This is a genomic window from Ideonella sp. FW305-24, assembly GCF_058788035.1.
In genome coordinates this window covers 527023-553703 of record NZ_JBYTAI010000003.1, presented here as the reverse complement: position 1 = coordinate 553703, position 26681 = coordinate 527023, and the positions used below count along the sequence as shown (strand labels likewise).

The 26681-nt window shown below is 68.0% G+C and carries 22 protein-coding genes; 11 read left to right on the top strand and 11 right to left on the bottom strand.

Annotation, left to right across the window (positions count from 1 at the left end):
• Nucleotides 1-243: 243 nt before the first annotated feature.
• Nucleotides 244-1680 (bottom strand): DEAD/DEAH box helicase, encoded by a 1437-nt coding sequence (locus AC3WR5_RS11475; RefSeq protein WP_231011328.1) that lies wholly within the window; start codon nucleotides 1678-1680, stop codon nucleotides 244-246.
• 339 nt (nucleotides 1681-2019) lie between these two features.
• Here AC3WR5_RS11475 and AC3WR5_RS11470 point away from each other — a divergent pair, with 339 nt between their 5' ends.
• Together AC3WR5_RS11470 and ettA are read left to right on the top strand one after the other, a co-directional pair.
• Nucleotides 2020-4440, top strand: a complete 2421-nt coding sequence (locus AC3WR5_RS11470) for a putative bifunctional diguanylate cyclase/phosphodiesterase (protein WP_492484417.1) — start codon at nucleotides 2020-2022, stop codon at nucleotides 4438-4440.
• 192 nt (nucleotides 4441-4632) lie between these two features.
• Nucleotides 4633-6297: an energy-dependent translational throttle protein EttA gene (gene ettA, locus AC3WR5_RS11465; RefSeq protein ID WP_141289605.1), complete on the top strand. Its 1665-nt coding sequence runs from the start codon at nucleotides 4633-4635 to the stop codon at nucleotides 6295-6297.
• Nucleotides 6298-6383: 86 nt separating this feature from the next.
• On the opposite strand, the gene AC3WR5_RS11460 is transcribed toward ettA, so the two are convergent.
• Complete coding sequence (locus tag AC3WR5_RS11460) at nucleotides 6384-8195, bottom strand: aminopeptidase P family protein (protein WP_492484415.1); 1812 nt, start codon at nucleotides 8193-8195, stop codon at nucleotides 6384-6386.
• Nucleotides 8196-8576: 381 nt separating this feature from the next.
• Here AC3WR5_RS11460 and AC3WR5_RS11455 point away from each other — a divergent pair, with 381 nt between their 5' ends.
• Entirely contained in the window at nucleotides 8577-9944 is a 1368-nt protein-coding gene (locus tag AC3WR5_RS11455) for a S8 family peptidase (protein ID WP_492484413.1), read from the top strand.
• Between the two features lie 70 nt (nucleotides 9945-10014).
• Here the strand turns inward: AC3WR5_RS11455 and kynA are convergent, their stop codons facing one another.
• Genes kynA through kynB form a run of 3 tightly spaced genes read right to left on the bottom strand, consistent with a single transcriptional unit; the run spans nucleotide 10015 to nucleotide 12894 of the window.
• The gene (gene kynA, locus AC3WR5_RS11450) at nucleotides 10015-10899 is read right to left on the bottom strand and encodes a tryptophan 2,3-dioxygenase (RefSeq protein ID WP_492484411.1); all 885 of its coding nucleotides are present in this window, start codon (nucleotides 10897-10899) and stop codon (nucleotides 10015-10017) included.
• Between the two features lie 2 nt (nucleotides 10900-10901).
• A complete protein-coding gene (gene kynU, locus AC3WR5_RS11445; RefSeq protein WP_492484409.1) occupies nucleotides 10902-12194 on the bottom strand; it encodes a kynureninase in 1293 nt (430 codons plus the stop codon).
• 31 nt (nucleotides 12195-12225) lie between these two features.
• The gene (kynB, locus tag AC3WR5_RS11440) at nucleotides 12226-12894 is read right to left on the bottom strand and encodes an arylformamidase (protein WP_492484407.1); all 669 of its coding nucleotides are present in this window, start codon (nucleotides 12892-12894) and stop codon (nucleotides 12226-12228) included.
• 413 nt (nucleotides 12895-13307) lie between these two features.
• Between kynB and AC3WR5_RS11435 the strand changes: the two genes are divergently transcribed.
• Entirely contained in the window at nucleotides 13308-13895 is a 588-nt protein-coding gene (locus AC3WR5_RS11435) for a hypothetical protein (protein ID WP_231011332.1), read from the top strand.
• Between the two features lie 3 nt (nucleotides 13896-13898).
• Here AC3WR5_RS11435 and AC3WR5_RS11430 read toward each other — a convergent pair whose 3' ends face one another.
• The 5 genes from AC3WR5_RS11430 to AC3WR5_RS11410 all read right to left on the bottom strand — a co-directional run bounded on the left by AC3WR5_RS11430 (nucleotide 13899) and on the right by AC3WR5_RS11410 (nucleotide 19064).
• A complete protein-coding gene (locus tag AC3WR5_RS11430; protein WP_492484405.1) occupies nucleotides 13899-14222 on the bottom strand; it encodes a YkgJ family cysteine cluster protein in 324 nt (107 codons plus the stop codon).
• An 88-nt stretch (nucleotides 14223-14310) separates the two neighbouring features.
• A complete protein-coding gene (locus AC3WR5_RS11425) occupies nucleotides 14311-15888 on the bottom strand; it encodes a serine/threonine protein kinase (RefSeq protein ID WP_492484403.1) in 1578 nt (525 codons plus the stop codon).
• 18 nt (nucleotides 15889-15906) lie between these two features.
• The gene (locus AC3WR5_RS11420) at nucleotides 15907-16650 is read right to left on the bottom strand and encodes a metallophosphoesterase family protein (protein WP_141287399.1); all 744 of its coding nucleotides are present in this window, start codon (nucleotides 16648-16650) and stop codon (nucleotides 15907-15909) included.
• A gap of 261 nt (nucleotides 16651-16911) precedes the next feature.
• Nucleotides 16912-17874 carry an ornithine carbamoyltransferase gene (argF, locus tag AC3WR5_RS11415; RefSeq protein WP_492484401.1) on the bottom strand — a complete coding sequence of 321 codons (963 nt, stop codon included), beginning with the start codon at nucleotides 17872-17874 and terminating at the stop codon, nucleotides 16912-16914.
• Nucleotides 17871-19064 (bottom strand): aspartate aminotransferase family protein, encoded by a 1194-nt coding sequence (locus AC3WR5_RS11410; RefSeq protein WP_492484399.1) that lies wholly within the window; start codon nucleotides 19062-19064, stop codon nucleotides 17871-17873. Before AC3WR5_RS11410 ends, argF begins: the two co-directional genes overlap by 4 nt.
• Before the next feature lie 388 nt (nucleotides 19065-19452).
• Between AC3WR5_RS11410 and AC3WR5_RS11405 the strand changes: the two genes are divergently transcribed.
• Nucleotides 19453-19794, top strand: a complete 342-nt coding sequence (locus tag AC3WR5_RS11405; protein WP_141287402.1) for a DUF3579 domain-containing protein — start codon at nucleotides 19453-19455, stop codon at nucleotides 19792-19794.
• 71 nt (nucleotides 19795-19865) lie between these two features.
• Here the strand turns inward: AC3WR5_RS11405 and rpsT are convergent, their stop codons facing one another.
• A complete protein-coding gene (gene rpsT / locus AC3WR5_RS11400) occupies nucleotides 19866-20162 on the bottom strand; it encodes a 30S ribosomal protein S20 (protein WP_141287403.1) in 297 nt (98 codons plus the stop codon).
• Between the two features lie 143 nt (nucleotides 20163-20305).
• Here rpsT and murJ point away from each other — a divergent pair, with 143 nt between their 5' ends.
• The 6 genes from murJ (at nucleotide 20306) to folK (ending at nucleotide 26503) form a co-directional block, all read left to right on the top strand.
• Nucleotides 20306-21862, top strand: a complete 1557-nt coding sequence (murJ, locus tag AC3WR5_RS11395; RefSeq protein ID WP_492484396.1) for a murein biosynthesis integral membrane protein MurJ — start codon at nucleotides 20306-20308, stop codon at nucleotides 21860-21862.
• A gap of 61 nt (nucleotides 21863-21923) precedes the next feature.
• The gene (locus AC3WR5_RS11390; protein WP_141287405.1) at nucleotides 21924-22793 is read left to right on the top strand and encodes a SirB1 family protein; all 870 of its coding nucleotides are present in this window, start codon (nucleotides 21924-21926) and stop codon (nucleotides 22791-22793) included.
• Nucleotides 22794-22971: 178 nt separating this feature from the next.
• Nucleotides 22972-23727 carry a DnaA regulatory inactivator Hda gene (hda, locus tag AC3WR5_RS11385; protein WP_492484394.1) on the top strand — a complete coding sequence of 252 codons (756 nt, stop codon included), beginning with the start codon at nucleotides 22972-22974 and terminating at the stop codon, nucleotides 23725-23727.
• Nucleotides 23708-24382 (top strand): histidinol-phosphatase, encoded by a 675-nt coding sequence (locus tag AC3WR5_RS11380; RefSeq protein ID WP_141287407.1) that lies wholly within the window; start codon nucleotides 23708-23710, stop codon nucleotides 24380-24382. The genes hda and AC3WR5_RS11380 overlap by 20 nt, the downstream gene beginning before the upstream one ends.
• On the top strand, nucleotides 24379-26010 hold the full coding sequence (pcnB, locus tag AC3WR5_RS11375) for a polynucleotide adenylyltransferase PcnB (RefSeq protein ID WP_492484392.1): 1632 nt from the start codon (nucleotides 24379-24381) through the stop codon (nucleotides 26008-26010). Before AC3WR5_RS11380 ends, pcnB begins: the two co-directional genes overlap by 4 nt.
• The gene (gene folK / locus AC3WR5_RS11370) at nucleotides 26000-26503 is read left to right on the top strand and encodes a 2-amino-4-hydroxy-6-hydroxymethyldihydropteridine diphosphokinase (RefSeq protein WP_492484390.1); all 504 of its coding nucleotides are present in this window, start codon (nucleotides 26000-26002) and stop codon (nucleotides 26501-26503) included. The genes pcnB and folK overlap by 11 nt, the downstream gene beginning before the upstream one ends.
• The last annotated feature ends 178 nt before the right edge of the window (nucleotides 26504-26681 follow it).

Genomic DNA, 26681 nt, shown 5'->3' with positions numbered 1-26681 from the left:
TGATCTTTGCGTTGGAGTGCCGGGGTGGCGGGGTGCGTCCTGACGACCGGACACAAGCTTGGGCACGACGGGGCGAAGGCCAAATCTGCTGTCGCCATTGAATGAGCTTTCATCGGAAGGGAATTCCCGGAAATGAAGCCCGAACACCCGCTGAATCCCCGCCAACCACTCGCCGCTTGCGCCAGATCAAGCGGGGCAAAAAAAAGACACCCGCAGGTGTCTTCATGTGTTGCCGGCCGGCGCTCAGCGGCCGCCGCCGCGGCGCGGGCCGCCGTTGCCGCCACCACCGCCAGAGCCGCCGCCGGCCGGGCCACGCCCGCCGCCGCTGCCACCACCGGGGCCACGGCCACCGCCACCACTCGGACGGCCGGAACCGGCGCCAGCGCGAGCGGCCGGAGGACGGCCGCCGTCACGGCTGCCGCCGCCACCGAAACCGCCACCACCGCTGCGGCCACCGCGGCCACCACCACCGCCACCGGCGCCGACGCCGATCGTCATCCGGCGACCCAGCACGATGGGCTCCGCCCGTTCGTTCGGGTCCGGCGCAAAACCGGGCACGATTTCCTTCGGGATGCTGCGCTTGATCAGCTTTTCGATGTCGCGCAGGAACGAGTCCTCGTCCACGCAGACCAGCGACACGGCTTCGCCCTGTGCGCCGGCACGGCCGGTGCGGCCGATGCGGTGCACATAGTCCTCCGGTACGTTGGGCAGCTCGAAGTTGACCACGTGCGGGAGCTGGTCGATGTCGATGCCGCGGGCGGCGATGTCGGTTGCCACCAGGACCTGCAGGTCGCCGCTCTTGAAGTCGGCCAGCGCCTTGGTGCGGGCACCCTGGCTCTTGTTGCCGTGGATTGCCATCGCGCTGATCTCTTCCTTGTTCAGGAACTCGACCAGGCGGTTGGCGCCGTGCTTCATGCGGGTGAAGACCAGCACCTGGTGCCAGTTGCCGCTGCGGATCAGGTGCGCCAGCAGTTCCTTCTTGCGCTCGCGGCCGACCGGGTGGATCTTTTGCGAGATCGTCTCGGCCGTCTGGTTGCGGCGGGCGACCTCGATCAGCGCCGGCTGGTTCAGCAGGCGGTCGGCCAGGGCCTTGATTTCGTCGCTGAAGGTGGCCGAGAAGAGCAGGCTCTGCTTGGCCTTGGGCAGCATCGCGAGCACCTTCTTGATGTCGTGGATGAAGCCCATGTCCAGCATGCGGTCGGCTTCGTCGAGGACGAAGATCTCGACGTGCGACAGGTCCAGCGTGCCTTGCTGCGCATGGTCCAGCAGGCGGCCGGGGGTGGCTACCAGGATGTCCACGCCCTTGCGCAGGCGCTCGATCTGCGGGCCCATGCCCACGCCGCCGAACATGACCATGCTGGTCAGCGGCAGGTACTTGCCGTACAGGCGCACGCTTTCCTCGACCTGGGCGGCGAGTTCGCGAGTGGGGGTGAGGATCAGTGCGCGGATGGCGACGCGGCCCTTGGCATCTCGCTTGGTGCCCAGCGCTGCCAGGCGGTGCAGCATGGGCAGCGTGAAGCCGGCCGTCTTGCCGGTGCCGGTCTGGGCGCCGGCGAGCAGGTCACCGCCCAGGAGGACGGCGGGAATGGCCTGCGCTTGAATGGGGGTGGGTTGTGTGTAGCCTTGTTCGTGCACGGCACGCACAAGCGGTTCGGCCAAGCCGAGGGTGTCAAAGGTCATGCAGACTCAGTTGGGGAGCGTGTCGCCGGCCCATTTGCCGCCGGGAGGGGGCACCAGCCAGGGGCCCGGCGTGGGGGGAGGGTGAGCACCGAGAGGGCATTCACCGATGTCAGAAGCGACAAGCAGGCATCAGAGCTGGACTCGAAGCCGCTGAGTACAGTGTACCAGTCAGGGGATTGCCCCGCCGCATTGGGCATGCTTTGAATAGAGGGTGTTCCCGGTCCGGTTACATTTCGCCGCTGGCTCCGGACAGCGGACCGTGGGTCCGGGCCCTTGCAACGCCTGTGGCGGGCGCCCTGGCCACCCTTTCTAGGAACGAAGTTGCGCGGTCTTTCTCACATGCTTGGCTCCTGGCAGGACGCGCGCAGCGAAGTGCTGGCGCTGTTTTCGCCCGAGCCTGCGGCTGCCGAGTTGCGGGCGCGCCACCTGGCGATGGTGACCCGGCTGTCGCCTGCCGTCATGCTGGCCAATGCGCTGTGCGGCGTGCTGGTGGCCGGTTCGCTGCTGGGTTCGCTGCGGCGGCCCTGGCCGCTGGGGACCTGGCTGCTGCTGTTGCTGGCCAGCTGCGGCTGGGCCGGCTGGCGCGCTTGGCGCTTGCGCGGCGCACTGGCGCCGGCCAGCGTCTCGCCGCGCGCGCTGTGGCATGCCACCGGCCACGCGGCCTGGCTGGCGCTGCTGTGGTCCGCGGTCTCTGCGCTGTGGTACCCGGAGGTGCCGGTGGGCCAGCAGCTGGTGATTGCAATGCTGGTCTGCGGCATGCTCGGCGCAGGTGCCTTCCTGCTGGCGCCGCTGCTGCCGGCCAGCCTGGCCTGGCTGTGCGTGCTGGCGCTGGGCGCACTGGTGGGCCTGTTGCGCCAGGGTGGCGGCTCGGCGCTGACGGTGGCCGGGATGCTTTGCGTGTATGCGGCGGTGGTGCTGGCCGGTGTGCGCTCGGTGGCGCGCCAGTTGCAGGCGCGCATCAACTCCGAACGCGAGGCGGCCCGCCAGGGCCAACTGGTCAGCCTGCTGTTGCGCGACTTCGAGGAACACGCGACCGATGTGCTGTGGGAGATCGACCGAAGCGGCTTGTTCACCCATGTGTCGGGCCGGCTGGCTGTGCTGCTGGGCGAGCCGGAAGCGGTGCTGGCCGAGACCGGGCTGGTGCAGATGCTCGACGATCGCCACATCGACACCGAACACGCTGGCGGCCTGCGGGCGCTGCGTGCGGCGATGGCCCGCGGCAAGCCGTTCCGCGACGTGCTGCTGCAGGTCAAGGCGGGCGACAGCCACCGCTGGTGGACGGTGACCGCCAAGCCGCTGCTCGACGAGATTGGTCGCTCGAACGGCTGGCGCGGTGTCATTTCCGACGTCACGCAGCAACGCCTGACGCACCAGCGCCTGGCCTACCTGGCCCACTACGACTCGCTGACCGGGCTGGCCAACCGGGTGCAGCTGCGCGAGCGCCTGTCGCAGGCGCTGGAAGCCAGGGGCGACCCGCCGCGGCGCAGCGCGCTGCTGTGCCTGGACCTGGACAACTTCAAGTCGATCAACGATTCGCTGGGCCATTCGGTGGGCGACGGCGTGTTGCGCCTGGTGGCGCAGCGCCTGCAGTCCATCGTGCGCCGCAGCGACCTGGTGGCGCGGCTGGGCGGCGACGAGTTTTCGGTGCTGCTGGACGATGTGCGCAGTGACGAGGAGGTTGCCCAACTGTCGCAGCGCCTGCTGCAGGTGCTGAATTCGCCGGGTGAGGTGCGCGGGCAGATGGTGGCGATCGGCGCCAGCATCGGCGTGGCGCTGATCCCGGATCACGGCACGACCATCGACGACGTGCTGGGCAATGCCGACCTGGCGCTTTATGCCGCCAAGGAAGCCGGCCGCGGCCGCTGCGAGTATTTCGCGCCGGCGCTGGGCGAGCGCAGCAGGCGCGTGGTGTCGGTCGAGCATGAGCTGCGGCAGGCCTTGCAGCGCGGCGAGCTGAGCCTGGACTGGCAACCCTGGGTGCGGGTGGACACCTGGGAGCTGCTCAGCGCCGAGGCGCTGGTGCGCTGGCAGCACCCGACGCTGGGCTCCATCCCGCCGGCCGAGTTCATTCCGGTGGCCGAGAAATGCGGGCTGATCGGCGAGATCGGCGCGTGGGTGCTGCAGCGGGCCTGCCAGGAGGCGCAGGCGCTGTTCGGCAACCTGATGATCTCGGTCAATGTCTCGCCGGCGCAGATGATGCGCACCGGCCTGCTGGACGATGTGCGGCGCGCGCTGCAGGTGTCGGGCCTGGCGGCCGAGCGCCTGGAGATCGAGATCACCGAAGGCATCTTCCTGGACGACACACCCACGGCGATGTCCAACCTGCACCAGCTGAAGTCGCTGGGGGTGCAGATTGCGCTGGACGATTTCGGCACCGGCTATTCCTCGCTGGCCTACCTGCGCCGCTTCCCGTTCGACACGCTGAAGATCGACCGTGCCTTTGTGCGGGAGCTGCTGACCCACCACGACGCCCGCGCCATCGTGCGGACCATCGTCGAGCTGGCGCGCATGCTGGGCATGCGCACCGTGGCCGAAGGCGTGGAAGAGCCGGCGCAGCTGGAAGTGCTGCGGCGCGCCGGCTGCAGCTCGGTGCAGGGCTACCTGCTGGCCCGGCCGGCGCCGGCCGAGCAGATGCGCCGGCTGATGGACAGCTGGGACCCCAACAGCCGGCCCGACCCGGGCGACCTGCCGGCCAGCGAGTCGATGCAGTTCGAGCAGTTCCTCCCTCACTGGCCAACCACCACCGAGCGGGCGAGCTGAACCGGCGGCGAACCGCCGGGGCCGACAGCAGCGATAATCACGTTTTGCTGCACTGCATTGCCGTGCACCGCTCCGGGTCCGCCCCGGCGGACCGGGCGGCAGCACCTCCTTTTCTCCGCCACTCCTGGCAGGCCCTGTCGGCCACGGGAGATGGCTTCGCCCTTCCAGCAAGGGCCGTCATCGGGACCGCAAATGGCGCAATACGTCTTTACCATGAACCGCGTCGGCAAGATCGTGCCGCCGAAGCGTCACATCCTGAAGGACATCTCGCTGTCCTTCTTCCCCGGCGCCAAGATCGGCGTGCTGGGCCTGAACGGCTCGGGCAAGTCCACGCTGCTGAAGATCATGGCGGGCCTGGACAAGGACATCGAAGGCGAAGCCGTGCCGATGCCGGGCCTGAAGATCGGATACCTGCCGCAGGAGCCGGTGATGAATCCGGACCAGACCGTGCGTGAAGCGGTGGAAGAGGGCATTGGCGGCGCCATTGCCGCGCAGAAGCGCCTGGACGAGGTCTACGCTGCCTACGGCGAAGAAAACGCCGACTTCGACGCGCTGGCCGCCGAGCAGGCCGAGCTGGAAGCCATCATCGCCACTTCGGGTGGCGAGAACACCGATCACCTGCTGGACATTGCCGCCGACGCGTTGCGCCTGCCGCCCTGGGAAGCCAAGATCGGCCCGCTGTCCGGCGGTGAAAAGCGCCGCGTGGCACTGTGCCGCCTGCTGCTGTCCAAGCCGGACATGCTGCTGCTCGACGAGCCGACCAACCACCTGGACGCCGAATCGGTGGACTGGCTGGAGCAGTTCCTCAAGCGCTTCTCCGGCACCGTGGTGGCCATCACCCACGATCGCTACTTCCTCGACAACGCGGCCGAGTGGATCCTCGAACTCGATCGTGGCCAGGGCTTCCCGTACAAGGGCAACTACTCCGACTGGCTGGACGGCAAGGGCAAGCGCCTGGAAGCCGAGCAGAAGTCCGAAGACGCCCGCGCCAAGGCCTTGAAGCAGGAGCTGGAATGGGTGCGCAAGAACGCCAAGGGCCGCCAGGCCAAGAGCAAGGCGCGCCTGGCCCGTTTCGAGGAGCTGAGCGACGTCGAATACCAGAAGCGCAACGAGACGAACGAAATCTTCATTCCGGTGGCCGAGCGCCTGGGCAATGAAGTCATCGAGTTCACCAATGTCTCGAAGAGCTTTGGCGACCGCGTGCTGATCGACAACCTGAGCTTCAAGGTGCCTGCGGGCGCCATCGTCGGCATCATCGGCCCGAACGGTGCCGGCAAGTCCACGCTGTTCCGCATGATCCAGGGCGTCGAGCAGCCGGATTCGGGCGAAGTGAAGACCGGCAAGACCGCACAGCTGGCTTTCGTGGACCAGAGCCGCGAGGGCCTGGCAGCCGAGAAGACCGTGTGGCAGGACGTTTCCGGCGGCCTGGACAACATCACCGTCGGCAAGTTCGTGATGCCCAGCCGGGCCTACCTGGGCCGCTTCAACTTCAAGGGCAATGACCAGCAGAAGCTGGTGGGCAGCCTCTCCGGCGGTGAACGTGGCCGCCTGCACCTGGCCAAGACCCTGGCCCAGGGCGGCAACGTGCTGATGCTGGACGAACCGTCGAACGACCTGGACGTCGAAACCCTGCGTGCGCTGGAAGACGCGCTGCTGGAGTTCGCCGGCTCGGCCATGATCATTTCCCATGATCGCTGGTTCCTGGACCGCATCTGCACCCACATCCTGGCCTGCGAAGGCGATTCGCAGTGGTTCTTCTTCGACGGCAACTACCAGGAGTACGAAGCCGACAAGAAGAAGCGCCTGGGCGAAGAAGGCGCCAAGCCGCACCGCCTGCGCTTCAAGGCGCTCAAGTAAGGTTTCTCAAGGCCTCCGGGCCTCCACGAAAAAAGCCACCCTTGGGTACCCTGGGTGGCTTTTTGCTGGGTGACTGGCGCAGGGGCTCAGGTCGCCTGGATCGGCTCGGTGCGCTTGATCAGCCAGGCCAGCGCATCGCCACCCACCAGCGGCGACAGGCGCTCGCGCACCATCGCGTGGTACTGGTTCAACCAGTCGATCTCGTCCGCGCGCAGCAGGTCGAAGTCCATGCAGCGGGTGTCGATGGGGCACAGCGTCAGCGTCTCGAATTCGAGGAACTCGCCGAACTCGCTGCTGGGCGCCGGCACGTTGAGCACCAGGTTCTCGATGCGGATGCCGTGGCGGCCGGGCTTGTAGAGCCCGGGTTCGATGGAGGTGATCATGCCGGCGCGCATGGCCATGTGGGCGTCCGGCACGGCCTTGCTGATGCTTTGCGGGCCTTCGTGCACGTTCAGGAAGTAGCCCACGCCGTGGCCTGTGCCGTGGCCGTACTCCATGCTCTCGGCCCACAGCGGCGCGCGCGCCAGTGCGTCCAGCATCGGGCTCATCGTGCCTTCTGGGAAACGCGCGCGGCTGAGCTGCAGCGTGCCCTTGAGCACCAGCGTGTAGTCGCGCTTGTGCTCGGCGGTGATGGTGCCGACCGGCCAGACGCGGGTGATGTCGGTGGTGCCGCCCTTGTACTGGCCGCCGGAGTCGATCAGCAGCAGGCCGTTGCCTTCGATGGGCGCAAACGACTCGGGCGTGGCGCGGTAGTGCGGCATGGCGCCGTTGGCGTTGTAGCCGGCGATGACCGGGAAGGACAGGCCGACGAAGCCCGGGCGCTTGGCGCGCTCGCCGCTCAGCTTTTCGTCGATGGTCAGCTCGGTGATGCGCTCGCCGCGGGCCAGGGCGGCCTCGAACCAGGCGTAGAAATGGCACATCGCCGCACCGTCCTCGGCCATGGCCTGGCGGATGAAGGCAGCTTCCTCGGCCGTCTTGCGGCTCTTGGCCAGCGTGCTGGGGTTGATGGCCTCGATCACCGCGACGCTGGCCGGCACGGCTTCGCGCAGGCCCAGCGTGACACGCCTGGGGTCCATCAGCAGCGTGCTGCCGGCCGGCAGCTTGGCCAGCGCGGCGGCGGCTTGGGCATAGTCGGCCAGCTGGAAACCTTCGCTGGCCAGCTTGGCCGCCAGCGCGGCGTCGACCTTGCCGCTGCCGACGAACAGCGTCGCGCCGGCCGGCGAGATCAGCACATGGGCCAGGAACACCGGGTTGTAGGCCACGTCGGCGCCACGCAGGTTGGTCAGCCAGGCGATGTCGTCGACGGTCGAGATGAAGTGGTGGCTGGCGCCTTGTGCCGCCATCGCCGCGCGCACCTGCGCCAGCTTGGCTGCGCGCGGCACCGGGGCCTCAGGGGCCAGGTGTTCGTAGATGCCGGCGGTCGGCAGCGTGGGCCTGTCATCCCAGGCGGCGTCCAGCGGGTCGGCCTGGGTTTGCAGCTGGATGCCGGCGGCGTCGGTCACGCCGCGCAGTTGCTTGGCCGCGGCCAGGCCCAGCACCTGGCCGTCGACCGCCAGGGTCTCGCCGCGCTTGAGCTGCTGGGCGATCCAGTCCAGGTGGTAGGTGGCGGCGCCGGTCGGGATCTTGACCAGCGCGATGCCGCTGCCGGCCAGCTCGGCCTCGGCCTGCGTCCAGTAGCGGCTGTCGGCAAACAAGGCTGCCTCGGTCAGCGTGACGACCAGCGTGCCCATCGAACCGGTGAAGCCGGAAAACCACTCGCGGCCCTGCCAGCGGCCCGGCAAATATTCGCTGATGTGCGGGTCGCTGGACGGCACCAGCACGCCTTGCACATTGGCGGCGGACATGGCTTCTCGCAGGCGGGCAATGCGAAGGCGGGCGGGGGCGGTGCGGGTGTCCATGGTGTGGCTCCGGTCGGCCAGCCCGCGTGGATGATGCAGGTGGCGCAGGTCGTCAGGAAGGTGGGGTGAAGCCGGCGCCATGAGCCCGGCGCCGGACCGGTGATTCTAGGAGCAGCCCGCGCCCGAGGTCTCGTCAGGGCTGCTGCCGGCGGGTGGCCGGTGCGCGGTCCGGCTTGGTGCGCGCAATGGTTCACGTGCCAGTTGTCGGTGAATCACGGGCGCACGTGGTGCGCGGCTACGTAGTTTCCTAAACGTAAACACCCGCGAGGTCCTCCAAGTCAATGATTTCCCCCTAAGTCGCATGGTAGACACCCCCCTCTTCCGCTGCGAAGCTGTAACAAGGTTTTATATATGTGTTTCCCGTTGGTTTGGAGGTGTCGAGTGAGCAGTTGTTTGAATCGTGGCCTGTCGGTTGTTGCTGTGGCGGTGTCGCTGCTGGGCTGCGTGGGCCTTGCCCATGCGAATGCGGACCTCGTCGAGGCCAGCCTGAGCGCGCATGCCAAGTACGTGCCCGGTGAGCTGCTGGTGCAGTTCCACGGCACCGCGGCGCTGGCTGCGCGGCAGTCCGCGCTGGCGCTGGTGGGCGGGCGCTCGGTCGAGCGGCTGCGCGCGGCCAACGGCAGCATGGGCGAATTGCACCGCATCCGCCTGCCGGAAGGCTCCTCGGTCGCGGCCGCCATGCGCTTGCTGAGCGCCAATGGCTTCGTCAAATTCGCCGAGCCGAACTGGGTCTACACCGCGCAGTCGGTGGCCACCGATCCCTACTATGTCAACGGCAGCCAGTGGGGCATGTATGGCGCCACCTCGCCGCTCTTCACCAATGCCTACGGCTCTGGCGCCGCGATGGCCTGGGACAGGGGCAACACCTGCCTGAAGAAGATCCATGTGGGCATCATGGACGAAGGCATCATGCTGACCCACAACGACTTGTTGAAGAACGTCTGGACCAACCCGGATGAGGTGGTCAACGGCATCGACGAAGACGGCAGCGGCTATGTCGACGACATCAACGGCTGGGACTTCGTCAACAAGGACAACACCGTGTTCGACGACGTGACCGACGAGCATGGCACCCAGGTGGCCGGCATCATCGGCGCGCGTGGTGGGGACGACAAGGGCATCGCCGGCGTCTGCTGGGGCGTGAACATGATTCCCGCCAAGATGATGACCAACGGCACCGGCAACGCCGGGCTGGCAGTCAAGGCAATGGACTACCTGACCAACCTGAAGTATTCGAAGAACATGAAGCTGGTGGCCATCAGCGCAGCCTGGGGCGGCGGTGGCTTCTCGCAGGCCTTCTCCGATGCGATCGGCCGCGCTGGCGCTGCCAACATCCTGGTGGTGGCAGCTGCCGGCAACAGCAGCAAGAGCAACGACACCGCGCCGTTCTACCCGGCCAGCTATGCGCTGGACAACGTGATCTCGGTCGCGGCGCTGACCGAATACGGCACGCTGGCCAGCTATTCCAACTACGGCGCGACCACGGTTCACCTGGCCGCACCGGGCACCGCCATCGAGACCACCAACCCGGTGATCAAGAAGGGGGTCTACAAGTCGGGTTATGCATCGTTGAGCGGCACCTCGTTCGCTTCGGCGTTTGTGGTGGGCGCTGCCGCGATGTATGCCTCGTCGCACCAGAGCGCCACGGCCCCGGAGATCAAGGCGGCGATCCTGAACAGCGCGGTCCCCACCTCCTCTCTGACCGGCAAGGTTCTCACCGGCGCCCGGCTGGACATGAGCACCTTCTGAGCGTCCTCGCACTTCCGCAAAAAGCCGCCCGAGGGATGCCGAGGGCGGCTTTTTCATTGGGCGGTGAAGGCTAAAGCTCGGTGCGCAGTTGCCAGATCTCGGGGAACAGCACCACGTCCAGCATCTTGCGCAGGTAGTTCACGCCGCCGGTGCCTCCGGTGCCGCGCTTGAAGCCGATCACGCGCTCCACCGTGGTCACATGGCGGAAACGCCAGAGGCGGAAGGCGTCTTCCAGGTCGGTGAGTTCCTCGCCGAGCTGGTAGAGGTCCCAGTGCTGGTCCGGTGCGCGGTAGACCTGCAGCCAGGCCTGCATCACGCCCTCGCTGGCCGTGTAAGGCAGGGTCCAGTCGCGCTCGGTGTGGCTGGCAGGCACCGGGATGCCGCGGCGAGCCAGCAGGCGCAAGGCCTCGTCATACAAGGACGGCCGGTGCCAGGCGGCGTCCACGATCTGCAGCAGGTCCGGCCGGTGCGCGTGCGGCTTGCGCATCGCTGCATTCTTGTTGCCCAGCGAAAACTCGATGCAGCGGTATTGCCAGCTCTGGAAACCGCTGGATTGGGCCAGGTAGGGGCGGATGGCAGAGTATTCGGGCGGCGTCATCGTCGCCAGCACGTCCCAGGCGTGCACCAGCTGCTCCATGATCTTCGAGACCCGGGCCAGCATCTTGAACGCCGGCTGCAACTGGTCGGCCGCGAGGTGGCGCACGGCGGCGGTCAGTTCGTGAAGCATCAGCTTCATCCACAGCTCGCTGGTCTGGTGCTGCACGATGAACAGCATCTCGTTGTGGTCTGGCGAGAGCGGATGCTGGGCGCCCAGCACTTCATCGAGGTGCAGGTAATCGCCATAGCTCATGTCGCGCGAGAAGTCGAGCTGGGCGCCTTCCTCGCGGACGATGGTTTCGCCAGCAGCGGCCGGCTTGGCGGGCGTGGCGTCTTGCGGAGCGTGAGGGCAGGCCATGCTCAGGTCACCGCCGCGCGTTGGTTGAAACGCGCCTGGCGCCATTCGCCGCTGTCCAGCACTTCGGCCAGCGCGGTGACGGCGTCGAACACGTCGACGAAACGCGTGTACAGAGGCGTGAAGCCAAAGCGCAGCAGGTCGGGCTCCGCTTCGCTGCTGGCGCCGGCACGGAAGTCGCCGATCACGCCGCGTTCGATCAGTGCGGCCATCACCGCGTAGCCGCCTTCGTTGTGGGCCAGCGAGACCTGGCTGCCGCGCTGCGCATCGTCCAATGGCGAGGCCAGCGGCAGTGCGTGTGCAGCGCAGCGTTGCCGCACCTGATCGATGAACAGCCGCGAGAGCTGAAGCGACTTGGCGCGCAGCGCGGCCATGCCGCCCAGCGGCTCGGCGGCCAGCAGCGTGTCGATGCCGCATTCCAGCGCGCTCATCGCCAGCACCGCCGGCGTGCCGCAGAGGTAGCGCGACACGCCCTGGGCTGGCCGGTAGTCGGTGTCGAAGCGAAATGGCGCGGCGTGGCCCATCCAGCCCGAGAGGGGCTGCCAGAAGCGGTCCGCATGTCGGGGGTGCGCCCAGGCGAAGGCGGGTGCGCCAGGCCCGCCATTGAGGTACTTGTATCCGCAGCCGATTGCGAAATCGGCTTGCGCGCCGTTCAGGTCCACCGGCACCGCGCCGGCCGAGTGCGCCAGGTCCCAGATGACCAGCGCGCCAGCGGCATGGGCCAGTGCGGTGACGCGGGCCATGTCCAGCATCTGGCCGCTGCGGTAGTTGACCTGGGTCCACATCAGCACTGCGATGTCGGCCCTCCCGGCCAGCCGCGTTTGGAGTTCGGCAGCGCTGGTCAGCTCCAGCGTCAACCCGTGCTGGGCGCAGAGGGACTGGGCGATATAGAGGTCGGTCGGGAAGTTCTCCCGGTCGGACAGGATGACCTTGCGCTCGGGTGTGTCGGCCTTGGCAATCGACAGGGCCGCGCTCAGCACCTTGTAGAGGTTGACCGAGGTCGAGTCGGCGACGACCAGCTCACCAGGCGCCGCACCGACCAGCCGGGCGATCTTGTCACCCAGGCGCTGCGGCTGGGCGATCCAGCCGGCGCTGTTCCAGCTGCGGATCAAGCCTTTGCCCCATTCCTGCTGGATCGCTGCAGCCACGCGGGCGGGGGTGGCCGCGGGCAGCGCGCCCAGCGAGTTGCCGTCCAGGTAGATCACGCCTTCGGGCAGCGTGAACTGGTTGCGCAGTTCGCGCAGCGGGTCGGCTGCGTCCAGCGCCAGGCAGTCTTGTCGGGTCAGGATTTCGGACATCGGCAGTCTCAACGGAAAACAGGAATCTCAATCAGAGTTCGCGCAGCACGGCGCGCACCGGGGAGGCATCTGCCTGGATCAGCTTGAGTGGCAGGGCGATCAGCTCGTAGTCGCCTTCGGCCACCTCGTCCAGCACCAGGTTTTCCAGCACCCGCAGGTCGCGCTGGCGCAGCACCTGGTGGCTGTCCAGCGTCTTGCTGTCGGCCGGGTCCACGCTGGCCGAGTCGATGCCGACCAGGCGAACGCCGAGGTCGGCCAGCCAGCTCAGCGTCTCGGGCGCGAAGGCGGGCAGGGCGGTGTCGAAGCGGTCCTGCGGCATGCGCTGGTAGGTGCGCACCAGGACGCGCGGCGGCAGGCCGGCCACGGCGTGCCGCAGGTGCTCGACGCGCACCAGCGGGCCGACGCCGATCGCGTGGATCACGCGGCAGGGGCCGAGGTAGGGGGCCAGGTCCACCAGGCCGGCGGTCACGCCTTCCGGGCTGTAGTGCAGCGGTGCATCGGCATGTGCGCCGACGTGTGGCGAGAGCGTCAGCGTCGCGACATTGACCGGGCAGCCGGGGCCCAGCGTCGCGGCCCATTGCTGTTGGTAAGGCGTGTCGCCGGGGAAGACCGGTGCGCCGGTGTGCACCGGCGGGGAGATGTCCCACAGCCGACGCTCGCGCAGCGCCGGGCGGGGGGGCGGGTAGGAGGCTTCAGGCATGGCGGCGAAAGTTATCGCCGCATGATGCGCCGTGGTGTCGGTTATTTCCAACAGCAACGAGAAATCCGGGGCGTAGGCCCGGGGTTCTCAGGCGCTGTCTGCCTTCAGCAAGGCCAGGCGGTACCGTCTGCAGCACTTCGGCAGACAGCGCCGGGTCGTCCACCGCGCGCGCCAGCACCAGCGCACCCACGAGGCTGGCGTAGGTGGTGATGGCCTGGGCGCGCTGCGCTACCGGCAGTTACCGCGCCGCAGGCCCGGGTCGCGCACGATTCGTGCGACAGTCGCCGGTCTTCGGTTTCTGGCGGCGCGGTGTCGGCATGAGGTTTGGATCTTCGGGGCTCCTGTGTGCAGGGGCGGCGGCGCTTGTGGCGAGCCTGGGGCTGAGCGGCTGCGGCGCATTTTTCGCGGCGCGCATGGCGCGCAACGTGGTGGGCGACCGCAACGACCTGCTGCAGGCGCAGCGTGAAGCCACCTGGCTGGCGCTGTGGCCGGCATTGCAGGCGCGTTGCCAGGCGCTGGCGGCGGAACTGCCGTCGCCCGCCGCGCTGCCGCTGAAGGCGCCCACTGCCCGGCTGCTGCTGGACACCCGGGGCCTGAGCGAACCGGACGACAACGTGCTGCTGCCGCCGCGCGCGGTGCTGAAGACGCTGGCGGTGGCGAGCACGCAGCGCGCGAGCCTGTCACCCGGGCAGGCGCCAGACGATGCGGACTACGTGGTCGGCTGGCGCCGCATGTCGCTGCCCACCGACTGGCCGCAGAGCCTCACGTCACTGACCGCATTGAGCCTTCAGGTGAAGGACCGCGACGGCCGCCTGCTGGCGCAGGACAACAGCTTTGCGCTGGAATGGCTGGGCGGGCTGCAGCCCGAGTACCACAGCTGCTACCGGCTGCAGCGCACCGCGGCGGCGCACCCGAAAGGCGAAGCGGCGCCGGACTTCATCTTCCTGAAGGAAGTGTTTGGCGTGCGCACGGCGCCACAGGCCGCGGCCGGCAAAAGCTAGCGCTCAGGGCAGCGGCTGCAGGCCGTGTCGCAGGCGTGCGCGGGCGCAAGCCTCGTCGCCGAGGCCCAGTGGTGCCAGCATGCCGAACTCCCGGCACGGCGATGGCCGCCATTCGTAGATGCCGCAGCGCGCGTCCTGGCCGACTTTGCCGGTCAGCGCTGCGCAGCGCGGCTGCGCATGGTCGGTGCCACGCATGCGGCAGGTGTGGGCTGTGACTTCGACCGCCAAGCCGTCCGGCACTCGACCGCCTTCGCTGTCCAGCTCCGCGCGGGCAAAGTCGACACGGAAGCTCGCGCAGCAGGCACCGCAGCGCACGCACGGGTTCATGACTGCCCCTCGGCCGACGAGGGAATGCGGGCCGGCTTGGGAGCGGCCTGGCGCTCGGCCCGCGTGCGGCGGGTTGACGCAGAGGGACTCATGGCGCAGGGGCGGGCTCGGGTGGTGGCGTGGTCGTGGCGGCGCTGCTGGCCGGTGCGGCCGGGGCGTCTTCCGGCGAAGAGGACGGTGCCGGTGCATTGGCCCGCACCACGGTGACGGTGCATTCGCACTCGGCCACCACTTGCGAGGACACGCTGCCCAGGTAGCGCCGCAGTGCCGACTGGCCGCGCGCGCCCAGCACCACGTGGTCGACCTGGTTGCGGCGGGCGAATTCGATGATGGCGTTGGCCTCGTCCGGCGCCTCCAGCACGTGGTAGGTCAGCCGGCCTTCTTCCAGGTCCAGCGCCTTGCTGATCGGCCGGGCCCAGTGCTTCAGGTTGATCAGCTGCTTGACGTGCACGCTCTGGCCGGCCTTGTCGACCAGCTCGTCCATGCCCATGCGCGCGGTGCGCATCACGCTGACGCAGGCCAGGCGCGCGCCCGGCTCGGTCTGCACGATGCGGCGCACGGTTTCTCGCAACTCGTCCAGCAGGTGCGACGAGGCGTTCTCCACGTCGACCGCGGCGACGATGATGGGGCTCTTGTGCACCATTTCGCTGGCGCTGACGCCACGGCTGTCAGGCTCCGAGCCCAGCGCGAAGAACCAGCGCTTGAAGCGGGTGTAGGCGCTGCTGCGCTGCATGCGCTCCGAGCGCGGCCCCAGCGGCACCTGGCCGGGGTTCTGCAGGTCCAGCGCCAGCAGCGCGGCCGTCTGGTAGCGGTGGTCCGGGTTGACCTCCAGGCACTTCAGGATGACTTCCTGCAGCCACGGCGGGCAGTCGGCACGGATGGCGCGCGGCGGCACCGGGTCGAAATACAGCCGCTTGCGCAGGCCACGCACCGTGTTCGGCGCACCAAACGGCCGCTCACCGGTGGTGAAGTGGTAGAGCATCACGCCCAGCGCGAAGATGTCGCTGCGCGGGTCGTTGCGCACGAACTGCACCTGCTCGGGCGACATGTAGGGCCCGGTGCCCATCGGCAGCGTGAATTCCTCGTCCAGCAGGTCCGGCAGCTGATCGTGGCGCGACAGGCCGAAGTCGATCAGCACGGCGGTACCGTCCTCGCGGAACAGGATGTTGCTGGGCTTGATGTCCAGGTGCACCACGTGCTGGCGGTGCAGCTCGTGCAAAGCGCTGGCCACCCGCTCGCCCAGGTCCACCACTTCCAGGATGGCCAGCGGCGCGCTGTCCAGCCGCGGGCGCAGCGTGGCGCCGGGGATGTGCTCCATCACGATGTGCGGCTGGCGGGTGAAATCACCCTTGGCGACGAACTTCGGCACGTGCGGGCCGGAGAGCGTCGGCATGATCATTCGCTCGACCTCGAAGCCGACGATGGCGGCCGGGTCCTCGCCGCCCTTGATGCGCGGCACCTTCATGATCAGAGGCATGGTGCAGTCGGCCACCGGCAGCGCGTCGGCCCCCACCCGGGTCACCCGCCACAGGCTGGCCATGCCGCCCTGGTGCAGGCGTTCCTCCAGCCGGAAGCCATCGATCACCTGGCCGATGCGCAGCGCCGAGCCGTGGGCGTCAGCGCCGCGGTAGCGGCTGGGTCCCTTGAAGGAGGCAGTGCTTTCCATCCAGGCCCGCCGGCGGGTTCAGTGGCCTTGCGCCAGGCGCTCTGCCAGGCGCTCGGGCAGACCGGCGGCGCGGATCTTGTCGCCGGTCATTTCGTGGTCATAGGGCACGCGCTGGAAGGTCAGCGTCTGCTCGGTGGTGTCGAAGATCGCGTAGCAGGCAGCTGGGTTGCCGTCGCGCGGCTGGCCGGCCGAGCCCGGCACGATCAGCCACTGGCGCAGCGGCGGAATGGGAATGGGCACGCCGGGCGAAGGGATGAAGTCGCCCGCCTTGCCGGTGCCTGAAAGGTGGAACAGCTTGGGCTCGTGCATGTGGCCGCAGAAGGTGTAGTGGCAGGTCGTGGCATGCAGGCTGCGCACGGCCTCGATGCGGCCCTGGATGTACTCCCACTCGGCCGGTGCAAACGCATTGGCATGCACGAACAGCATGTCGCCCTCGGTGACGGACAGCGGCAGCCGCTTGAGGAAACCGATCTGCGCGTCGTCCAGCTGCGAGCGGGTCCACTCCACGACCTGGCGCGCTTCGGGGCGCATCGACGGCGAGATCACGTCGGCCACACCCGAGTCGTGGTTGCCGCCCACTGCGATCGCGCCATTGGCCACGTATTCGCGCACCGTGTCGATGACCCAGCCCGGGTCGGCTCCGTAGCCGACGTAGTCGCCGAGGAAGGCATAGCGCTCGGCGCCTTGCGCTGCGGCATGGTCCAGCACGGCCTGTACCGCTTCGCGGTTGGCGTGCAGGTCTGTTACCAGGGCCAGTTTCATCGGGATGGGCAGTGCAGGACGGGACGGGAAAGGGCGGGGCGATTGTCGGTCACGTTTGGCCAGGGGCCAGCGTGGTCACCGGTGCAGGCTACTACCAGAACGCCGAGGTGCGCATCGACACCAACCAGAACGCCTGCCGCAACGGCGGCGCCTCAGGTTGGCGGCAACCCGGCAGTCACAGGCGGCGCGGCCGGGTCGGCCTCTTGCAAAGGGGGCGAAGGGGGCGAAGGGGGCAAAGGGGTTGCAGGGAAGCGCTGAGCCTCAGCCGATGCGCCCGAGCAAGAGGTACTCCATGAGCGCCTTCTGCACGTGCATGCGGTTCTCGGCTTCGTCCCAGACGACCGACTGCGGCCCGTCGATCACCTCGGCGCTGACCTCTTCGCCACGGTGCGCCGGCAGGCAATGCATGAAGAGGGCGCCGGGCTGGGCCACGGCCATCATCTCGGCGTCCACGCACCAGTCGGCAAAGGCCTTCAGGCGTTCGGCGTTTTCGGCCTCGTAGCCCATGCTGGTCCACACATCGGTGGTGACCAGGTGGGCGCCGCGGCAGGCTTCCAATGGGTCCTTGAAGACCTTGTAGCAGTCGCTGCGGTTGATTCCGGCCACCTTCGGGTCGACCTCGTAGCCGCTGGGTGTGCTCACGTGCACCGTGAAGCCCAGGATCTCGGCGGCCTGCAGCCAGGTGTTGGCCATGTTGTTGCCATCGCCCACCCAGGCCACGACCTTGCCCTTCAGGCAGTCCAGGTCATAGCCGCGGGCATGCACCGGCGCCCGGTTTTCGAGGTAAGTCAGCAGGTCGGCCAGGATCTGGCAGGGGTGGAATTCGTTGGTCAGGCCGTTGATGACCGGCACCCGCGAGTGCGCGGCGAAGCGCTCGATCTTGGTCTGCTCGAAGGTGCGGATCATCACGATGTCGACCATGCGGCTGATCACGCGGGCCGAGTCCTCGATCGGCTCGGCGCGGCCCAGCTGGCTGTCGCCGGTGGTCAGGTGCACGACGGAGCCACCCATCTGGTACATGCCGGCTTCGAAGCTGACGCGGGTGCGCGTGCTGGCCTTCTCGAAGATCATCGCCAGCGTGCGGTCGGTCAGCGGCTGGTAGCGCTCGTAGTTCTTGAAACGCTGCTTGATGACGCGGGCGCGTTCGAACAGGTAGGCGTATTCCTCGGCCCGAAAGTCCTTGAACTGCAGGTAGTGCTTCATGAGGCTGAAACCCGGTTTCATGCGGAGGGTTCCGCGAGGAAGGCCTTGATCAGCGGCACCAGCAGGCCGACGATCTCGTCGGCTTCGGCCGTGCTCAGGATCAGCGGCGGCAGCAGGCGCACCACGCTGTCGGCCGTCACGCTGATCAGCAGCCCGGCTTCGGCCGCGCGGCCCAGCAGCACGCCGCAAGGGCGGTCCAGCTCGATGCCGATCATCAGCCCATGGCCGCGGATTTCCTTGACGCCCGGCAGGCTGCCCAGTTCGCGCTCGAAGGCCTGCTTCAGGCGGCCTCCTACCTCGGCGGCATGCGCCAGCAGGCCGTCGGCTTCCATCACGCCAATGGTTTCGATGCCGGCGCGCATGGCCAGCGGGTTGCCGCCGAAGGTGCTGCCGTGGTTGCCCGGGCCCAGCACGTCCTTGGCCTTGGGGCCGACCAGGATTGCGCCGACCGGCACGCCAGAGCCCAGGCCCTTGGCCAGTTGCATCACGTCCGGCTTGATGCCGGCCCACTGGTGGGCAAACCACTTGCCGGTGCGGCCGAAGCCGCTCTGCACTTCGTCGAACATCAGCAGCCAGTTGTTCGCGTCACACAGCGCGCGCAGCTCGCGCAGGTAGTCCAGCCGTGCCGGCACGATGCCGCCTTCGCCCTGGATGGGCTCGACCAGCACCGCGACGACGTTCGGATGCGTGGCGGCGGCACTGTGCAGCGCGTCCACGTCGTTCAGCGGCAGGCGCACGAAGCCTTCGACCAGCGGGCCGAATCCTGCCTGGATCTTGGGGTTGCCGGTGGCCGACAAGGTGGCAATCGAGCGGCCGTGGAAGGACTTGTCGAAGACGATGATCTCGGGCCGGTCCACGCCGCGGTCATGGCCGAATTTGCGGGCGATTTTCAGTGCGCCCTCGTTGGCTTCCAGGCCGGTGGAGCAGAAGAACGCGGCCGACATCTGGGCGCGCTCGCAGAGCAGTTCGGCAAGCTTTTCCTGCAGCGGGGTCTGATAGTAGTTGCTGGTGTGGATCAGCTTGGTGAGCTGGTCCTGCAGCGCGGGTACCAGCACCGGGTGGTTGTGGCCCAGCGTGTTGACGGCAATGCCGCCCAGCGCGTCCAGGTAGCGTCGGCCCTCGGTGTCCCAGACGGTGCAGCCTCGGCCGTGCGACAGCGCAATGGGCAGTCGGCCGTAGGTGTTCATCACATGGGGCATGGGGGCGGACATGGGCAGGCTCCGGGTCGGTATGAGCAAAGGAAGAAGTGGAGAAAACAAAGGGCGGCTGTGTCTTGTCGATCACAGGCTGCCCCGGGGTGAATTCTAAAGGCCGGCATGGGGCATGCCATCGCTTCTCAAGCCTTTGGCTGCCGTGCCGAAAACAGGGCTGAAAGGTGGGCGGCAGACGCCGTGCCGGAGGCCGTCCAGGGCTTCTGGTCGGCCTGCGCTGCTCATCGCAAATCCTTGCATGCTGCATCGCAGCACCCGCAAGGCACAATACGCTGTTCGCGCCAGCCGCTACCGGTTGCCGAGCAGGCGTTGAGCCCGCGTCGAGGCGCGAACGTCGTTGTCAAAACTGCAGACCGGCCTTGCCGGCCGGCGTCCCGCCACGTCACCCATGTCATTGTCCAAGCCGCGCGAAGTGTTCATCCAGGGTCTCACCATGGAAGGCCGCACGTTTCGCCCCAGTGACTGGGCGGAGCGGCTGGCAGGCGCGATGTCCTGCTTCCGCCCCGGCGGCAGCAAGGCCGGCATTGGCGCCTTCATCGGCTATTCGCCGTATTGCGTGCCGCGAGTGATCAACGGCGTGAAGTGCGTGATCGTCAACGAGGCGCTGAAGGACATCGAGCCGATGGCCTGGGACTTCGTGATGAACTTTGCCCGCGACAACAATCTGCAGGTCACCGATGCGTGCCTCCTGCCCGAGGCGCCGGCAGCCGGCGGCGAGAAGAAGGCCTGATCGCCAAAGTCACCCGGCCATGAAAAAAGCCCCGCGATGCGGGGCTTTTCACTTTCCACCTGGAGGTTGCGTCAGGCGGCGAGCGCCTTGACTTTGGCTGCCAGGCGGCTCTTGTGACGAGCTGCCTTGTTCTTGTGGAAGATGCCCTTGTCAGCGATCGAGTCGATCACGCTTTGGGCGGTCTTGAAGGTTTCGGCAGCCTGTGCCTTGTCGCCGGTGGCAACAGCCTTCAGGACGCTCTTGACGGAGGTGCGGAACTTGGAGCGCAGCGAAGTGTTCGCGGCGTTCAGGTGAACGTCCTGGCGGGCGCGCTTGCGGCCCGAGGCCAGGCGCACGGTGCGCTTCTTGGCTTTGGAGGAGGTGGCCATGCTGTATGGTTTTCCAGGTGGGGAAAGACTGTCGAGTATAGCTGATATCTCCTACACAAGGCAAGCTGGCGCCCGCTTGCGCTGCAGGCTCCCCCATAATTCGCGGTTTCGCCTGCTGCCGGCACCCAGGTGCCGGCCCTCCCATGAATCTGTTGAAGGCTGCGTCCACTGTCTCGCTTTGGACCTTGTTGTCCCGCATCACCGGGCTGGTCCGGGACCAGTTGATTGCCGCGAGTTTTGGCGCCGGCGCGGTGACCGATGCCTTCAACGTTGCGTTCCGCATACCCAATCTGCTGCGCCGCCTGTTCGGCGAGGGCGCTTTTTCCGCGGCCTTCGTGCCCATCTTGGCGGCCACCCGCGAACGCGAGGGCGACGAGGTCACGCGCCGGCTGATCGACGCGGTCGGCACCGTGCTGCTGTGGGTGCTGGTGGCGACCTGCGTCGTTGGCGTGCTGGCGGCGCCGGCAGTGGTCTGGTTGTTTGGCGCCGGGCTGCAGGAATTCGATCTGGCGGTGGTGATGACACGCTGGATGTTCCCGTACATCGGCTTCATGTCGCTGGTGGCGCTTTCGGCCGGTGTGCTGAACACCTGGAAGAACTTCGCGCTGCCGGCGGCCACGCCAGTGCTGTTGAACGTCGCGATGATCGGCTGCTCGCTGGGGCTGACGCCGGTGCTCAAGGCGCACCACATTGAGCCCATCCATGCGCTGTCGGCCGGCGTGCTGCTGGGTGGCGTGCTGCAGCTGGCGGTGCAGATCCCGGCGCTGGCGCGCATTGGCGCCCTGCCGCGCATTGGTGTGCTGCCGGGTGCGCTGCGCGCCGCGTGGCGGCACCCGGGCGTGCACCGGGTGCTCAAGCAGATGGCGCCAGCACTGCTGGGTGTGTCGGTTGCGCAGGTGTCGCTGCTGGTCAACACCCAGATCGCCTCGCATCTCGGCCCTGGCGCTGTCTCGTGGTTGTTCTATGCCGATCGGCTGATGGAGTTCCCCACCGCCATGTTGGGCGTGGCGCTGGGCGTGGTGCTGATTCCCGGCTTGTCGGCGCTGCGGGCGCGTGGTGACCACGCAGGGTATTCGGCCCAGCTGGACTGGGGGCTGCGGCTGATGATGCTGCTGGCCACTCCGTGCGCGGTGGCGATGCTGGTCTTTGCCAAGCCGCTGGTGGCGGTGCTGTTTCACTACGGCAAGTTCGGCCCCGAAGCGGTGGACATGACGGTGCTGGCATTGCGCGGCTACGGCTGCGGCCTGTTGGGTCTGGTGGGTGTGAAGGTGCTGGCGCCCGGCTTTTTTGCCCAGCAGGACTTGCGCACGCCGGTGCGCATTGCGGTGATGGTGCTGGTCTGCACCCAGCTGATGAATGCGATCTTCGTGCCCTGGCTGGGCCACGCCGGCCTGGCCTTGTCGATCGGACTGGGCGCCATGGTCAATGCAGGCTGGTTGATGGTCGGCCTGCAAAAGCGCGGGCTTTACAGCCCCGGGCCAGGCTGGCTGGTCTACCTGGCGCGGCTGGCGCCGGCCAATCTGGCGCTGGGGCTGTGGCTGGGCTGGAGTGCGCAGGCGGTTGGGTGGCTGGACCTGCAGGCTCACGCGGGTCAGCGGGCAGGGCTGTTGGCCGGCGTGATCAGCGTGGGCGCGCTGCTGTATTTCGGCGCCTTGCGCCTGGCCGGTCTGCCGCTGAAGCAGTTCCTGCGACGGACTTGAGGCCGACGCCGCGCGGCAATTTGCAAACCCGCGCTGGCCGCTTCGGCCTACACTCCGCGGCATGAGTGTGCCCCTGAGCCTCGTGCCCCAAAGTGCGCTGGACTATTTCTCGGCACTGGTGACCCGGGACGATGAATTCGCGCTGCTGGAAGCGGCCATCCTGCTCGGGCAGGACGCGCATCCTGCCCTGGACGTGCAGGCCGTGCTGGCCGAGATCGACCGGCTGGGCGAGCAACTGCGCCGCCGCCTGCCCGGCGATGCCGCGCCGCTGCACCGGCTGCGGGTGCTGAACCGCTATTTCTTCAATGAGCTCGGTTTTGGCGCCAACGCCAACCATTTCTACGACCCGGACAACAGCTACGTGCACCGTGTGCTGGTCACGCGGCGCGGCATACCCATTTCGCTGGCGCTGATCTTCATCGAGCTGGCCGAGCAGATCGGCCTGCAGGCGCGTGGCATTTCCTTCCCCGGGCATTTCCTGGTCAAGCTGCGCATGCCGGCGGGTGAGGTCATCCTGGACCCGATCAACGGCCGATCGCTGTCGCGCGAGGAGCTGGAGGAGCGCCTGGAGCCCTTTGTCCAGCAGCAAGGCCTGATTGGCGAGTTCGAGACGCCGTTGGGCCTGTTCCTGCAGGCCGCGGCGCCCCGCGACATGCTGGCCCGCATGCTGGGCAACCTGAAGGCCATCCACCGTCAGTCCGAGGACTGGGTGGCGCTGCTGGCGGTGCAGCAGCGCCTGGTCTGCCTGCTGCCAGAGCAATGGGAAGAGCGGCGTGACCGTGGCCTGGTCTACGCCGAGCTGGGGCAGGCCGGCGCCGCGCTGAGCGACCTGGTGGCCTATCTTCAGCATTGCCCGGCAGCGCCGGACGTGCCAGCGCTGGAGGCGCGGGTCGAGGCCTTGCGCGGCAGCCCGCGCCCGTTGTTGCACTGAAGCATGCGGCTGGCGGCGCGTGTTGGCGTCCGTCCTACAATCCGGCGCCCGGCCGCACTGCTCGTGCAGCAGGCCTTCCTTCCGTTCTCACCATGAACCGCTCCGCAGAACTTTTCGCGTTGCGCGGCCGGCCGCTGGCTGGCGGCGATGCCTGGTTGCGTGCTGCGGCGGGCCGCGCATGAAGCAGATGCCGCTGGCCATCGGCCTGGAGGCCGAACCCGATTTCCAGAACTTCGTGCCCGGCGACAACGGCCTGGCAGCGCAGGCCATGCGTGACCTGGTGCTGCCGGGGCCGCCGGTCTACCTGTGCGGCCCGGCCGGCAGCGGCAAGACGCATTTGCTTTCAGCGCTGGCGCACCAGGTGCACGCCCAGGGTGGTCGCAGCGGCTGGTTCGACGCCGACCATGCCTTGCCCTGGACCTTCGATGAAGGCTGGTCGCTGATCCTGATCGATGGCGCCGAGCGGCTGGATGCGGCACGCCAGCATGCCGCCTTCACGTTGTTCGTCGAAGCGGCCACGCACGGTGTGCAAATGGCTTCCGCTGGCCGGCTGCCGCCGGTCGACCTGCCGGTGCGCGAAGATTTGCGCACCCGTTTCGGCTGGGGGCCGGTGTTTGCGCTGCAGCCGCTGGGCGACGACGGCGTGCGCGAGGTGCTGGTCCGCGAGGCCCGTCACCGTGGCTTGGCGCTTTCCACCGAGGTGCTGGACTACCTGCTGACCCATTTTTCGCGCGAACTCGGCTCGCTGATGGCCTTGCTGATCCGGCTGGACCGTTTCTCGCTCGCGGAAGGCCGGGGCTTGACCGTGCCGCTGCTGAAGAAAATGCTGGCCGAGGAGCCCGGGCAGCGCTCGCAGCCGGTCACGATCACCGCTCAACCTGACCCGGACCCCGCTTCGCTGGACCTGTTCCCCGATGAAACTCGCGCTTTTTGACCTCGACGGCACGCTGCTGCCCAACGATTCCGACCACGCTTTTGGCGAGTACATGGTGAACGTCGGCTGGGTTGACGGCGATGCCTGGCGCCGCCGCAACGACGGCTTTTACGCCCAGTACCAGGCCGGCACGCTGGTGCTGGCCGACTACCTGGACTTTGCGACTGCCGCCTGGCGTGAGCGGCCCACGGCCGAGGCCGAGGCGATGCGCGCGCGCTTCATGCAGGACGTGATCGAGCCGGTGCTGCACCCTGCGGCGCGTGAACTGGTGCAGGGGCACATCGATGCGGGTGATCTGGTCGCCGTGGTCACCGCCACCAATGAATTCGTGACCCGGCCGATTGCCACCGCATTTGGCGTCGAGCACCTGCTGGCCGTCGAGCTGGAGCGCGATGCGCAGGGCCGCGTGACCGGCAGGGTGCACGGCGTGCCAACCTTCCGCGAAGGCAAGGTGACCCGCGTGGATGCCTGGCTGACCGAGCTGGGCCGCGCCTGGCAGGAATTCGACGAGGTGCTGTTCTACAGCGATTCCACCAATGACCTGCCGCTGCTGGAGCGTGTGAGCACGCCGGTGGCCACCAACCCCACGCCCGCGCTGGCCGCGATTGCCCGCGAACGCGGCTGGCGCATCCTGAATCTATTCGAGACCCCATGATCCGCAAATTCATTGACAAGCTGCTGGGCAAGCCGGCAGACGGCTCGGCCAAGGCGGCCAAGCCCGCCAAGACCGGCGGCATTCCGCTGGGCAAGCGCACCGAGGTGCCGGAAAGCGAGCATGGCATCGACGCTTCGCTGCTGGACGAGCGCGCGGTGCGCGTCGTCACCACGCTGCAGCAGGCCGGTTACGAGGCCTACATCGTTGGCGGCGCGGTGCGCGACCTGATGGTCAACCGCCGGCCCAAGGACTTCGACGTGGCGACCAACGCCACCCCCGAGCAGGTCAAGGGCCTGTTCCGCCGCGCCTTCATCATCGGCCGGCGCTTTCGCATCGTGCACGTGATCCATGGCCGGGGGCGCGACCACGAGGTCATCGAAGTCTCGACCTTCCGCGCCTACATGGACAACAGCGCCGCCGAGCAGGTCGAGGGCAACGAGAAGACCTCGCGCGACGAAATGGCCGGCAAGAGCCATGTGGTGGATGCCAGCGGCCGGGTGCTGCGCGACAACGTCTGGGGACCGCAGATCGAGGATGCCGCGCGGCGCGACTTCACCGTCAACGCGATGTATTACGACCCGTCCACGCGCATCGTGATCGACTACCACGGCGGCATCAAGGACTCGCAGGCGCGGGTGCTGCGCATGATCGGAGACCCGGAAACCCGCTACCGCGAAGACCCGGTGCGCATCCTGCGCGTGGTGCGATTTGCCGCCAAGCTGGGCTTCACGATCGAGGCCAAGACGCAGAAACCGCTGAAGGCGATGGCCGCGACGCTGGCCAACGTGCCGGCCTCGCGCATGTTCGACGAGATGATCAAGCTGCTGCAGACGGGCCACGCGCTGGACAGCCTGGCGCAGCTGAAGGCGCAGGGCCTGGACCGCGGCCTGTTCCCGGTGCTGGACGCGGTGCTGACCCACGCGACCGCCGGCAGCCCGCGCGAGAAATTCGTGCACCTGGCGCTGAAGGACACCGACCGCCGCGTCGCCGAAGGCAAGGCCGTGGCGCCGAGCTTCATGCTGGCCTGCATGCTCTGGCACGACGTGCAGGAAAACTGGACCCGGCTGCGCGACGCAGGCGAACACCCGATGCCGGCGCTGTCCCAGGCCATCGACGCGGTGTTCGACGCCCGCATTGGCGACATTTCCGGCCGCGGCAAGCTGGCGACCGACATGCGCGAGATCTGGATGATGCAGCCTCGCTTCGAGCGCCGCACCGGCGCCCAGGCCTACGGGCTGGTCGAGCAGCCGCGCTTCCGTGCCGGGTTCGACTTCCTGCGCCTGCGCGCCGACGTGGGCGAAGCCGCGGTTGATCTGGCCGAGTGGTGGGAGGACTTCTCGCTGGGCAACGACGCCGAGCGCGAGGCGCTGGTGGACGCCATGCGCGATGCGCCGCGGCCGCGCCGCGCTGCCAAGCCGCGCCGCGCCCCTGGCGATCAGGCGGAAGGCAGCACGCCAGCCGAGGCTTCGGATGAGCCGGGCGAGGACGAATCAGACGAGCTAGAGCCGGCAGAGCCCGGCACCGGCGACGCGCCGCGCAAGAAGCGCCGCCGCCGTCGCAAGCCTTCCGGCGCCCGGACTGGCGCGCGCAGTGGCGAGGCGGGCGGTGGTGGCGGTGGTGAGGCCTGAGCCAGCGCGCGCCTATGTGGGCCTGGGTGCCAACCTGGGTGATGCCCGCGGCCAGCTGAGCCTCGCCTTGCAACGCCTGGCGGCATTGCCGGGCGTGCAAGGGCTGCGTGCCTCGTCGTTCTACCGCAGTGCGCCGGTCGACGCGACCGGACCTGACTACGTCAACGCCGTGGCCGAACTGGACACCACGCTGGCGCCGGGTGCGCTGCTGGCCGAGTTGCAGGCCCTGGAGCAGTTGGCTGGCCGCGAGCGTGCCTACCGCAACGCGCCGCGCACGCTGGACCTGGACCTGCTGCTGCATGGTGAACAAGTGCTGACCGACCCGCTGCTGACGCTGCCGCACCCGCGGCTGCACCTGCGCGCCTTCGTGCTGCTGCCCCTGGCCGAATTGGCACCCGGTTTGCGCCTGCCTGGCCTTGGGCTGCTGGCCGATTGGTTGCCCGGGGTGGCAGACCAGGCCATTGAGCGCATGAACAAGGATGTGACCGCGTGATCCAGATGCTGAGCAATCTGCGGTTGGTGATGCCGAGGCAACACTGTAAGCGCGGGTTTACTACAATGCGCGTTTTGACTCGCCGATGACAAATCGGTGAAGTTTTCGTGACGCCACGGCAGGCGGGCAGGGTGCGGGCAAGTCAGCCGGCGCCGCATCACCGCTGCACCGTGGCGTT